Source organism: Streptomyces broussonetiae (genome assembly GCF_009796285.1).
Taxonomy (GTDB): Bacteria; Actinomycetota; Actinomycetes; order Streptomycetales; family Streptomycetaceae; genus Streptomyces; species Streptomyces broussonetiae.
Genome location: NZ_CP047020.1, coordinates 9,708,722 through 9,720,563 on the forward strand (window position 1 = coordinate 9,708,722; position 11,842 = coordinate 9,720,563).

Genomic DNA, 11,842 nt, shown 5'->3' on the forward strand with positions numbered 1-11,842 from the left:
ATGTCATGCCCGTACGTACGCCGGTATCTCGCCGGTTCCTTGTCCTGCTCGTCGCTGCCGGAGCGATGACCGCTGCGTGCGGGCACGAACCGGCGAGCCATGGCCCGGACACCTCAGCCGTTCAGTCCTCACCGCCGGATTCCGCCGCGTCGTCGGCCGCCGCCAGCACGAGGTCTGACGGGATAGAGGAGGCCAGACAGAAGGCGGAAAGGGAGCGCAGGCAGGCTGCACCGCCTGGGGTGACCATCACGCCGTCGCCGGTGACGGGCATCGCCAAGGGCAGCGAGCACTTCGGAACTCCGGTCATCAGTCAAGGAGATGTGACCGTTTACGCGGCCCGCCGGGAGAAGGGTGGGCTGACAGTCCCGGTAGAGGTGGTCAACAGCGGTCGGAAGCGCGCGTTCTACCGATTCCGGATTCGGATCACGGGGCCGGGCGGCTTCGACGCAACGGCCAGTGCCTCGTCGAATGTCGTCGGCCTGTACCCCGGGACCTCCTGGCCCACCGAGCTGACGGTAAGTGACCCCGGTCACACGCCTCCCTCGCACCCGCACATCACCATCGAGAGCGTCGAGCGGAACGAATACAAGGCCTAGAGAACCCCACCGCGGCTCTCCTGCCGACCGCCGTCCAAGACGCCCTGTTCGCGCGAGCGATTTGGTGAGTCGGTTCGGAGCGCGGCCTGCGGTCTCCTGGAATGGCCCCAATGCGGGACGCACACTCTGTTGCGCGCCTACGCCCATGGGGCTGGCACTAACAACGCCTCTCGGGGGAGTCGCCCACCAAGTTCAGCGACTACCCCGAGTACGTGGTCGGCTGGTTCACCACTACTGGCATGGACGCGTACTTGGCCATTGCCGCCACGCTTCCGAGGCAAGCCGACCCGGCTGAAGAAACCCGGGTCCGCAGTCCGCGCCATTGCCATTTCCACCGCCGGCCAACTCTCTTCGCACTCGCGCCCACCTCTGAGGGTGGGCGGCCGAGCCCTGCCTCGACCAGGCGGGGGGAACCTCTTAACTAGAAACGGGGGAGCTCTCACTTGAGACGCAGAAAAAGATCGCACCTGCCCATAGCTGCCCTGGCTGCCTGCGCGGCCATGACCGGCGGTCTGCTGCAGGCAGCGCCCGCCGCTGCCGCGCCGGCACCCGGCCAGGACCGCAGCAACAACGCACACGCCACGCCAGCCCCTCCCGGCCGCGTGACGGACCCGGGCAAGACGCTCGGCTCCGGCTGGAAGACTTCCACAGACCGAGCGGTGACCGGGGCGGCCGACACCAGCGGGTTCAAGATCCTCACCGCGGACAGCAGCCAGGCGTACGTATGGAAGACGGCCGCAGAACTGTCCGAGCCGGGTCTGACGGCGGACTCGTGGATCGGGAACCAGTGCGTGATGGACCGCGACCATGTCGCGGCCGTGTACGCGCCGCGCACTTTCACGAACAAGCCGGATCTGATGCAGGGCGGCGCGTTCGCCGCCATCGTCGACACGGCCGACGGGCATGTGACGAAGCTGCCGTTCACGGTGTCCCTGGCCTACTTCGACCCGTCCTGCAACACCCGGACGCATACGGCCGCGTTCACCGCCTTCCGGGACGTCAACGACCCGGCCTTGACGAAGACCCGTGTGGTGACCGTCGACACGGCCGGAAGATCCCTGGGCGAGGCGGCGCTCAAGGGTGAGATCACCAGCGCCGTACCGGTCGTGGACGGGGCGGTGGCCGCGCGCGGCCACAACCTGGTGCACATCGACCGTGCCGGCAAGGTGAAGGACCTCGCCACCGGGGACAGCGTCCCGTTCGACATCCATCCCGCACAGGACGGCAAGATCGTCTTCGTTGACCGCAAGGACACGAAGACCGCGCAGGCGAAGGTGTGGTCCGGGCACGGCGGGCCGACCCTCGTCGCCTCCGGGAAGCTGGGCGACCTCGACCTGATGCCGGGCGAGGCGGGCCGGGTCTTCCTCACCGGTCACCCCCAGGGAGCCCCGAACATGCGGGGCACCGGTGTCACCCGCATCGATGCCCCCGCCGACACGGACATCTCCACGCAGGGACGTCTCGCGGTCGAACCCGTCCTTACGCCGGGCGTCCGCGCGGGCCTGGCACACATCAAGAGCGCGGGCAAGGGGTTCACCAGGAACGAGCCCGCCCCGCAGGACACCAGGCCGACTCCCGAGACCGTGGCTGGGGACCAGCCCGTGACGATCACTAGCACGGCCACCGCCACTGGAGAGAAGGTCACCCAGTCGGTCGCGGACGCGACGGCACCGAGCGGGAAGAACCCCAGCCCCGCTCTCCCCATCGCCGGCGGCAGAGGCAAGGGGTCCTCGGTGGCGCGCGTCAACGACCCCACCGCGGCGGTGGACCCGCGGGACACCGACCGCATCTGCGCGATCTCCCGCAACGATGTGGACGCACAGGCGCTGCAGCCGACGCCGAACCAGGTCGAGTGGGCCGTCGACATGGCCGTACGCGGACAGCTGCGCTCCCAGTACCTGCGGCAGGGCGGATACCGCAGCCAGGCCGGCCTGGGCACGATCGACCCCCAGGGCCTGTTCCCGGTGCCGAGGCTGGCGGGAGGTGACGGCAAGGGACGTATCCCGGCGAACGTGCTGCTCGGCATCATGGCGCAGGAGTCCAACCTGTGGCAGGCCGAGGGCGGTTCGATCCCCGGCGAGATGGGCAACCCGCTCGCCGCGATGGACGGCTACTACGGCCGCAAGGCCGTGGAGAACGCCCCGGACGCCTACTGGCAGATCCACTGGGACAAGTCCGACTGTGGGTACGGCGTCGGACAGGTCACCGACGGCATGCGCCTGGCCGGTCACGAGAAGACGGACGACAACGGGCACAAGGAGACCGCGCTGGACCCGGGCCTTCAGAAGGCCATCGCCGTCGACTACGCCACGAACATCGCCGCCGCGATGCAGATCCTGGCCGACAAGTGGAACGAGGTCCACGCCGCCGGGCAGACGGTCACCGTCAACGACGACGATCCGTCCATGGTCGAGAACTGGTTCACCGCCGTGTGGAACTACAACCTCGGCTTCAACCCGGCTGCGGACGCGGGCAAGAACGCCGGCTACTGGGGTCTGGGCTGGTACAACAACCCGGCCAACCCGCTCTACAAGAAGAGCTGGGGCCATCCGTTCATGGACACCGACGTGGACGGCCCGACCGCGAACAAGGATGCTGCGCATCCGCAGGACTGGCCGTACGAGGAGAAGGTGATGGGCTGGGCCGCCTGGTCCATGGACACCGGCTTCTCCTACGGCACCGACGGCAAGCAGGACTGGCCGGGCGAATCCGGGTTCAACTCGGTGGGTTTCCAGCCCGCCTGGTGGATCAGCAAGGGCGACCGCAGCCATGTCTCCCCGCCGCTGGACACGTTCTGCAACACCAAGAACAACTGCGACCCGAACGTTCCGCCGAACTGCAAGAACATCGACTGCTACAAGCAGTACTGGTGGAACCAGCCCAACGTGACCTGGAAGCCCGTCTGCAAGACCACCTGCGGGCACGAGAACATCAAGTACCAGACGCTGATCTCGGAGCCGGGGCAGGGACACCGCCTGCAGGACGGAGCCCCGGTCTGCACCGGAGCCCCCACCGGGGCGAAGGTCGTGGCCTCGGTACCGGACGGCACACCGACATGGTCCGACTGCGGCAACACCAGTTCGGCGGGAACCTTCGGCTTCCGCTTCTTCCCTGACTCCGACGACCACTTCGAGGGCAAGGAAGATCTGCACCAGGTCGGCGGCGGATACGGGGGCCATTACTGGTACGCCCACACCCGCAACGCGGACCACCTCGGCGGCGACGGCGGCCGGATGGCCATCAACGGCGTCTGGACCCTCGGGCAGGATCTCGGCTGGGCGCGTGTCCTCGTGCATCTGCCCGACACCGGTGCGCAGACGAGGCAGGCGAAGTACCACGTCATCAACACCGACAGCACGAGCCCCGATCGGTCCGTGCAGCAGCGTGCGGGGCGCTGGGTGAGCCTGGGTGCGTTCCACTTCACGGGGCGGCCGGCGGTCATGCTGTCGAACGTCACCGATGACGGTACGGCCGACGAGGACATCGCCTGGGGCTCGGTCGCGTTCCAGCCACTGCCCGGCAAGCCGAAGAACGTGGTCGTCGCCATGGGCGACTCCTACTCCTCCGGCGAGGGCGCCTCCGAGGGTGACCGGGACTACTACCCGGAGACCAACTACCGCAACAAGCTCGACGAAAGCGCCCGCAACGCCTGCCACCGGTCCACCCAGGCGTGGTCGCGCCAGGCCACGATGCCCGGCGCGTCGCAGTCGATCGGTCAACTGGACGACTCGCTGGACCCGAGCATGGACTACCACCTGATCGCGTGCTCGGGCGCGCGCACCTACAACGTTCTGCCCAAGGACGTAGGGGCCGACAGCGTTCTGTCGAAGGGAGAGAGCCAGAACGGCGAGGAACCCCAGACCGACAAGGGCTATCTGGACCAGAACACCACCCTGGTCACGATCTCCATCGGCGGCAACGACTCCCGGTTCTCCCAGATCGTCCAGAAGTGCCTGCTGTCCATCGGTAACGGCAGTTGCCAGGGCCAGAAGTTCGACATGACGGACGACAGCGTCAACGGCCGGGACAAGCAGTTCCTCGGACAGCCGCTGGAGACGGCCGTCCCGGGCCTGATGAACCAGGTCGTCCGGCCGGACATCACACGGGTCCTGAAGGAGATCCACAAGAGGGCGCAGAACGCGAAAATCGTCTTGATGGGGTACCCGCCCCTGATCTCGGACAAGGGATCGTGCCTGAACGCCGGCTTCAGCGGCATGGCCATCGGCCTTTCCGAGGCATCTGCGGGCTGGCTCGACGACACCGCCGACACACTGGCGGCGCAGATGCAGGGCGCGGCCGACGACGCCAAGGCCTCGGGCATCAACGTGTGGTTCTCCAACCCGAAGAGCGACTTCTCCGGCAAGGGCGTGTGCGGTGACCCGGAACAGGTTCACGGCATCGTCAAGACCCTGACCAAGTCCGACGAGCCGATCAAGGACTGGCCGCTCATCAACCAGTACGGCCTGTCGGCCCAGTCGTTCCACCCGAAGATCGGGGGCGCGCGCCTGTACGCGAACGCGCTCGAACGCACGATGGCAGGCATGAGCCTGTAGCCGTCTGAGTACGGGTACTCATGCCCGGCCCGGCCGTCCTGGTGGACAGTGACAGCCGGGCCGGACGTACGACGACGGAGAGGCAGCTGCCGATGAGAGGCGGACAACCATGAGGGCCTTCGCGCGGCGTGCCGGCGGCTCGAAGAGCGTGTGGGGATCGTTGGCGGTGCTCGTCCTGTTCGCCGTCTCGGCCTGTTCCACGACCCCGGACCGTGCCGTCAGCGACAGGCAACTGCGCAAACTCGGGGAGAGCGACCAGGCGGTGCGGGCCCGGGAGCGGGCGGAGGAACGGCTTCGGGGTGTGGCGCGGGCCTACGCCGACCGCACGCCCCTGTCGCTCGGCCTGGTCGTGGTGCACGACGTGTGCGTGCCGGGATCGGGACCGGGCTGGTTCTTCCAGCAGAAGACCGACGACTACAAGGTCGTCTGCTCGATGAACATCACCGCCTACTACGGCGCCGACCCTCGGCACATGGGCGACACCCTCGACGGGATCCTGACCGCGGGCGACCATGACCGTTCCGGGCCGACCGGGTCCGGAAGTCCCATCCCGTTCACGCACGACGACCATGGCAAGCGGCTCGTCGCCTACTACCGGGGGCACGGCCCGAACCCCCAGGGCCCACAAGCCCCGGAGCCGACCAGGCTGACCGTCTCCGGACAGACGCTGACCTGGGACACGACACGCGGCGGTGGTGCCCCGCGCCAGCTGGTCGAGGAGCCCTACGCCGGCCTCGTCGACGATCCGCCGGTGTCCCGCGTGGTCCGCGATCCGAAGACCGTCACGGTCGCCGCCATCCGGAAACAGTACGGCCTGGTGTTCAAGCTGGAACTCCCCTACAGCGACTACTACGGGGTGCTCAAGAATGGTCGGACGCGCACGGAGTGATGCTCGGTGCCAGCCGCGCACGGTTCCATCAGCTCCCGCACGCACGCGCAGCCAGGCGTGCGCGGGGTCGGCGTCGTGGCGGGAGTACCAGGCGAACCCCACCTTGACCGGGGGGAGCCCCCTCCGCGCTCCGTGCCGGCTCAACAGGACACTCCCTCCCGGCCCGGGACGAGTTGGACCGCCAGGGCCAAACCCGGTCCCCTTGTTCGCATGGTCGGCCCGACCACGAGCCTGACCATGACCCCTTGGCCAGGTTGGCTACCACCCCGACCACGGCCGTGTTTTCCCTTGACCATGCTTGCTACCGACGGCCGTCAGACCGCGGACAAGGGGCTCCCGGGCACGCTGCTCCCTCGATCGCCGCCCACGAACAGGCGGTCCGGAGCGAAGGAGTCACCGCGATGACCACGCACCGACCACCGGCAGGCGCCCGGCGCGCCCGCCCCGACGCGAGCTGCTGGACCGGACCTTGATCTGGAACCAGCGGCACCTGCTGGACGTCCTGCGTGAGTTCGAGCAGTTCTATAACGGACACCGGCCGCATCAGGGCATGGCGAACGCCCGTCTGCTCTACCCGTTGCCCGCCCTGATCGCCGATCCGGACCAAATAGCCCGCCTCGACATACGAAGACGCGATGGCCTCAGCGGCATCCTTCACGAGTACGGACACGCCGCCTGACCTGCACGGACGGAGATATCGGCAAGGGCAAGGTCACAGCTCAGTTGAAACCGACCCCGGCTTTCAGCTTCTGTTCGCGCAGCCACATGCGGTCCTGCCAGCGCGCAGTGAACCAAGACGAACAGTGACGTCTCATCACCCCAACTGAAACGCCGAGGCTAGACCCAATACCGGTAACTTACGGGCAATCTCGTCGTTGTTGTTGGTGTGTCAAGAGCGGGTCAACTGAAGTCATCCGGTGAGCGACTGTCGGACCGGGTCGCGGTCGCTACAACAACTCAGTAGGCCGTTGGTGTTCTCGTTGGTCCCGCGTTGCCAGGGGCTGTGAGGGTCCGCGAAGTAGACAGGGATGCCGGTCTCAACCGTGAAGGCGGCGTGGGCGGACAGTTCCTTGCCGCGGTCCCAGGTGAGAGATCGCCGGAGTTGCTCAGGCAGTGTGGTCATCGTCCTGGCCAGAGCGTTCTTCATCGTGATGGCGCCGTATCCGGCCAGAGCGGGTCCGTTCTTCGTGCGCGGGACCACACCGTAGCCCTCCTCGCGCGGCAAGTGGACCAGCATGGTGAACCTGGTGCTGCGCTCGACGAGAGTCCCGATCGCCGAGCGTTTCAGCCCGATGATGAGGTCGCCCTCCCAGTGCCCGGGAACGGCGCGGTCCTCGGCCTCGGCGGGACGCTCGCTGAGGAGGACCTTGTCGGTGACGTGAGCCCATGCCTTCTGCCGGCTGCGTGCCCGGGGAACACGCAGCGCCCGTCCGGTGCGCAGGCAGGCCACCAACTCGCGTTTCAGCGCACCACGTCCCTCGACGTAGAGCGCCTGGTAGATCGCCTCGTGACTGATGCGCATGTCCTCATCGTCGGGGAACTCGACCGGCAGGCGTCGCGCGATCTGCTCCGGGCTCCAGGCTGTCACCCAGCCTCTGTCGCCGCGGTGCGGCTTGTTGCGCCCCTTCCAGGCCGGGCCCTCCGGGCCCACACGGTTGCCTCCGGCGTCGGTGACGTCCCCCGACAGACGGGCCTGGATATAGGCTCGCAGCCTCGGTTTGTCCACCAGCTTGGCCTTCTTCGGGCGCCGGGCCCGGCGTTCAGCGTGCCACTGTGCGGTCGAGGCCCGGTAGTCCAGCTTGTAGGTCCGGGTAGAGGCATTGCGCCGCAGCTCACGGGAGACCGTCGACGGCGCCCGTCCGAGCCTGCGGGCGATCTCGCAGACGCCGGCGCCCTGGGCATGCCAGACGGCGATGTCCTCCCGTTCGGGAAACGACAGGTAGCGCCCGGACACCTCATCAGCAGACACGGATTCACGCCGCCAGCGTGCCGGAACCAGCGGAACCCCACCGGCCCGGACACCTCGGCAGCACTGCACGCATCCTCGGTCTTGGCACCCCGAGCGATCGCCGACCAGAACCTGACCCTGTCCTCACGCCAGGCCACCGACGGCCTGCCCGGCGACGGCATCAACCCCCGATACGCACGAACCTGCTTGTGCCGCTTCACAGAGCCCATCGCTCCACCTCCCGATCAGGTGTTGCGACGACCGGTTGAATCCGTCCAGTTCCGCTCCCGGAAGTTCGTCCGGGCGCTCGACCGCCACCGGATGGCCGGATCGATAGGGAGGGTCGGAGCTGCCGGCGACAACGCAGCCATGGAGTCCTTCTTCAGCCTGCTGCAGAAGAACGTCCTCGACCGCCGTGCCTGGGCCACTCGCGAAGAACTCCGGATCGCGATCGTGACCTGGATCGAGCGGACCTATCACCGACGTCGCAGACAAGCCTCACTCGGTCGGCTGACCCCCATCGAATTCGAGACCGTCATGACCACGCCGACCCTCCAGGCCGCGTGACCGCACCTGTCACCCGAACCTGCATCTGACCCCTCCTTCTGCCGCGTGGAGGACATGTCCACCACGCAACCAACCTGGTCAATGCTGTAAGCGCCGCTTCAACTGCCCATAAGCCAGTGCTTGGGCCGGTTCTCCGTGCGCTTCCCTGCGAGGATGCAGGTGGCCCAGGGCTGGCGGACCGTGATGCCGCGGATCCAGTCGCCGCTTTCGACGGCGGCGCCCTGCTCGGCGATCGAGTCGACCGGCTCACCCACGGCCGCCGGGTATGACGCGGCGGCCTGGCTGCAGATCTCTGACCGCCACAAACTCGCCAGCAGCGCGACGCCGAAGGTGAGGGGTCTGTACGGTCTTCGGTGTAACTCCCGATCATGGAAGTAGCACCTGATGAGCGACGTGACTGTCTCTGTTGAGGCGGTTGAAGAGGTCCGGCCGGCCGAGTCGCCGGCGGACCTGCTGGATGACCAGTTGATCGGGCAGCTGGTCGACCGGGCCCGCGCGAGCGGCCTGCAGCTGACCGGCGACGGCGGGCTGCTGCAGCAATTGACCAAGCGCGTGCTGGAGTCCGCCCTGGAAGGCGAGATCACCGACCACCTCGGCTACGAGAAGCACGACCCGGCCGGTGCCGGCAGCGGCAACAGCCGCAACGGGGCCCGGTCCAAGACCGTTCTGACCGACGTGGGGCCGGTGGAGATCACGGTGCCGCGTGACCGCGACGGCAGCTTCGAGCCGCAGATCGTCAAGAAGCGGCAGAGGCGGCTGACCGGCGTCGACGAGATGGTCCTGTCGCTGTCCGCGCGTGGTCTGACGCACGGTGACATCTCCGCCCACCTGGCCGAGGTCTATGGCGCGAGCGTGTCCAAGCAGACCATCTCGACCATCACCGACAAGGTCATGGACGGGATGGCCGAATGGCAGAACCGGCCGCTGGACCCGGTCTATCCAGTGATCTTCATCGACTGCGTGCACGTCAAGGTGCGAGATGGGCAGGTGGCGAACCGGCCCATCTACGTCGCACTCGCCGTCACGGTGGACGGCACGCGCGACATTCTCGGCCTGTGGGCCGGCGACGGCGGCGAAGGCGCCAAATACTGGCTCCAGGTCCTGACCGAGATCAAGAACCGCGGTGTCGAGGATGTGTGCATGGTCGTCTGTGACGGGCTCAAGGGCCTGCCCGACTCGATCTCGGCGGTCTGGCCCCAGGCGGTGACCCAGACCTGTGTCGTCCACCTGATCCGGGCGTCGTTCCGCTACGCGGGCCGCCAGGACTGGGACAAGATCTCCCGCGCGCTCAAGCCGGTCTACACGGCTCCCACTGCGAGCGCGGCGGAGGACCGGTTCCTGGAGTTCCAGGAGGAGTGGGGCGCCAAGTACCCGGCGATCGTGCGCCTTTGGGAGAACGCCTGGGCAGAGTTCGTGCCCTTCCTGCAGTTCGACACCGAGATCCGCCGTGTCGTCTGCACCACCAACGCTATCGAGTCGGTCAACGCTCGCATACGAAAAGCCGTCCGGGCCCGCGGGCACTTCCCGAACGAGGCCGCAGCCCTCAAATGCGTCTACATGGCCATCATGAGCCTCGACCCCACCGGCCAGGGACGCAAACGCTGGACCATGCGTTGGAAGCCCGCCCTGCAGGCATTCGACATCGCCTTCGACGGCCGACTCTCCGTCGGCCGCCGATAACTCACATCACCCGAGTTACACCGTTGGCTGGACAGACCCAAGGTGAGGACCACGTGGCCGGCCAGCACGATGGTGATGGCCGTTTCGATGTTCCGTGTTCGTGACGGTGGCTTTTGTGAGGTCATGGGCGGCCGCCTCTCTGGTCTCTGGTGACAATGCCGGGGCTCTGGCGCGGTTGTGGGGGCACGAGGGGCGCGGTGGTGATCGCCAGGTCCCCGGTCACGAGGAGCGCCGGATCGTCGCTCCTGATCAGGGCGGAGAGTTCAGGGAGGCGGCGGGGGCGCCGTTGCATGTGGGCGTAGTACTGTCCCTGGACGTTACGGGTGACCCGGACCTGATGCCAGCCCAGCTCCTCACGGAAGTATCGCGCCAGCCGGTTGTCAGGGACGCAGCAGCGCACCCAGTGCAGTTCCGGTCCGGTGCGCCGGGCTGCGTAGTCGAGCACCCACAGGGTCATCAAGTCAGCCAGTCTCGCGCCGCGTTGATCGGGATGGGTGTGCATCATGGCCAGGTTCATGGACGGCTCGGCGTGCTCGCTGGCGGTCCATGTCCACCCCGGTGTCGTGGCGTAGAGGACGAAGCAGCCCACGACGGCGCTGTCCTCCACAAGCAGCATGAGGGCCATGTCATCGCTAGTGTTTGCGGTCAGCACGCGTAGGGCGATGCTGTCTGGTGGTAACTGGCCACGTTGACGGGCCCATTCGTTGCGCGCTTGGAGGAGTTTGTGGATCCCCTGGCCGTCCTCGTCAGCGGCCGGGCGCATCTCGTATACCAAGTTCTTGTCTCTCGTGAGGGCCGGTTGGCGGTAGGTCTCGGGCCGGCCGTTCTTCGTGAGGGCGCTCCCTTTGGGGCCGGGGATGTACGGGTTGTCCGGAGTGCATGAGAGCGGCGTCGGCGAGACCTGGAGAGGTGGTTGGGTTCAGTGACTTCGAAGCGTGTGGACGAGCGCGATGACGAAGGCAAGGATGACGAGGCTGGCCAGGGTGGTCGTGATGACGGTGTCGATGATCCTGGTCCGTAGCGGCGGCTTGGGTGTGGTCATGAGCGGCGGCCTCTTTGGTCGCTGGTGATGATGCCGGGGTTCTGGGGTCATTGAGTTCTCCCTGTGGTCGGCTGTAGGAATGCGATGAAGGCGTGGTGGCGGTGCAGCCAATGCAGGTACGCCTCGTACGCCTCGTCGGTGCTGGGCATGGCGTCTCGTCCCATCGCGAGGACGCCGTCGACGAAGCCCGACCCGGCGCGGCGGCACGCAAGGTTGAACTGAGGGCGGGCAGAGGCCGGGCCACCGGTCGATTCGTCGGTGAACCGTTCTCGGTGGACGATCCATCCGCGGTCGCGCGCGTGCTCCGTCAGGAGGGCGTGTGCGCCGTCGGTGTCCACGCCGCGGTCGGCGAAGACGTAGGTGGTCACCTTGACGGACCGGCCGGGTTTGATGGCGGCGAGAGCGTTCTCGAAGACGCTGCGTCGCAAGGCGCTCAGCCTGGAATCAGGGGTTGGTCGTAACCGGGGCTCCGGCAGCCTCCATCTCAACCACGGCTCGTCGAGTTCGTCGGCCGGGACGAGCTGGAGCTTCATGAGGCCCTCCTGTATGGCTCGGTGAAGGGGCGGT

General features: G+C 67.3%; 9 protein-coding genes and 2 pseudogenes. 6 read left to right on the forward strand and 5 right to left on the reverse strand.

From position 1 onward, the window contains the following. Positions 1 to 5 precede the first annotated feature (5 nt). From GQF42_RS44545 to GQF42_RS44560, 4 genes are all read left to right on the forward strand, one after another. On the forward strand, positions 6 to 596 hold the full coding sequence (locus tag GQF42_RS44545) for a hypothetical protein (RefSeq protein ID WP_158929561.1): 591 nt from the start codon (positions 6 to 8) through the stop codon (positions 594 to 596). Positions 597 to 1,096: 500 nt separating this feature from the next. After that, complete coding sequence (locus GQF42_RS44550) at positions 1,097 to 5,149, forward strand: SGNH/GDSL hydrolase family protein (protein WP_158929563.1); 4,053 nt, start codon at positions 1,097 to 1,099, stop codon at positions 5,147 to 5,149. 109 nt (positions 5,150 to 5,258) lie between these two features. Continuing rightward, positions 5,259 to 6,038 (forward strand): hypothetical protein, encoded by a 780-nt coding sequence (locus GQF42_RS44555; RefSeq protein ID WP_158929565.1) that lies wholly within the window; start codon positions 5,259 to 5,261, stop codon positions 6,036 to 6,038. Between the two features lie 469 nt (positions 6,039 to 6,507). Beyond that, complete coding sequence (locus tag GQF42_RS44560) at positions 6,508 to 6,717, forward strand: integrase (RefSeq protein ID WP_233273722.1); 210 nt, start codon at positions 6,508 to 6,510, stop codon at positions 6,715 to 6,717. 279 nt (positions 6,718 to 6,996) lie between these two features. On the opposite strand, the pseudogene GQF42_RS44565 reads toward GQF42_RS44560, so the two are convergent. After that, positions 6,997 to 8,216: pseudogene (locus GQF42_RS44565) on the reverse strand (IS30 family transposase); the annotation flags it as partial. A 25-nt stretch (positions 8,217 to 8,241) separates the two neighbouring features. Here GQF42_RS44565 and GQF42_RS44570 point away from each other — a divergent pair. Beyond that, positions 8,242 to 8,553: pseudogene (locus tag GQF42_RS44570) on the forward strand (integrase core domain-containing protein); the annotation flags it as partial. A gap of 98 nt (positions 8,554 to 8,651) precedes the next feature. Here the strand turns inward: GQF42_RS44570 and GQF42_RS44575 are convergent. Beyond that, entirely contained in the window at positions 8,652 to 8,807 is a 156-nt protein-coding gene (locus GQF42_RS44575) for an ASCH domain-containing protein (RefSeq protein ID WP_158929567.1), read from the reverse strand. Between the two features lie 139 nt (positions 8,808 to 8,946). Between GQF42_RS44575 and GQF42_RS44580 the strand changes: the two genes are divergently transcribed. Then, complete coding sequence (locus GQF42_RS44580) at positions 8,947 to 10,233, forward strand: IS256 family transposase (protein WP_373300785.1); 1,287 nt, start codon at positions 8,947 to 8,949, stop codon at positions 10,231 to 10,233. Positions 10,234 to 10,354: 121 nt separating this feature from the next. Here GQF42_RS44580 and GQF42_RS44585 read toward each other — a convergent pair whose 3' ends face one another. The 3 genes from GQF42_RS44585 to GQF42_RS44590 form a co-directional block, all read right to left on the reverse strand. Beyond that, positions 10,355 to 10,849, reverse strand: a complete 495-nt coding sequence (locus GQF42_RS44585; RefSeq protein ID WP_158929569.1) for an N-acetyltransferase — start codon at positions 10,847 to 10,849, stop codon at positions 10,355 to 10,357. 303 nt (positions 10,850 to 11,152) lie between these two features. Beyond that, complete coding sequence (locus tag GQF42_RS47105) at positions 11,153 to 11,275, reverse strand: hypothetical protein (protein WP_267906173.1); 123 nt, start codon at positions 11,273 to 11,275, stop codon at positions 11,153 to 11,155. Positions 11,276 to 11,322: 47 nt separating this feature from the next. After that, positions 11,323 to 11,808 carry a serine integrase family protein gene (locus GQF42_RS44590; RefSeq protein ID WP_158929571.1) on the reverse strand — a complete coding sequence of 162 codons (486 nt, stop codon included), beginning with the start codon at positions 11,806 to 11,808 and terminating at the stop codon, positions 11,323 to 11,325. Positions 11,809 to 11,842: the final 34 nt, after the last annotated feature.

What these genes read in the sequence shown, in the direction of transcription:
- GQF42_RS44545 (WP_158929561.1), top strand. Translation starts at nt 6, where the DNA reads ATGCCCGTACGTACGCCGGTATCTCGCCGGTTCCTTGTCCTGCTCGTC.
- GQF42_RS44550 (WP_158929563.1), top strand. Translation starts at nt 1,097, where the DNA reads ATGACCGGCGGTCTGCTGCAGGCAGCGCCCGCCGCTGCCGCGCCGGCA.
- GQF42_RS44555 (WP_158929565.1), top strand. Translation starts at nt 5,259, where the DNA reads ATGAGGGCCTTCGCGCGGCGTGCCGGCGGCTCGAAGAGCGTGTGGGGA.
- GQF42_RS44585 (WP_158929569.1), bottom strand. Translation starts at nt 10,849, where the DNA reads ATGCTGCTTGTGGAGGACAGCGCCGTCGTGGGCTGCTTCGTCCTCTAC.
- GQF42_RS47105 (WP_267906173.1), bottom strand. Translation starts at nt 11,275, where the DNA reads ATGACCACACCCAAGCCGCCGCTACGGACCAGGATCATCGACACCGTC.
- GQF42_RS44590 (WP_158929571.1), bottom strand. Translation starts at nt 11,808, where the DNA reads ATGAAGCTCCAGCTCGTCCCGGCCGACGAACTCGACGAGCCGTGGTTG.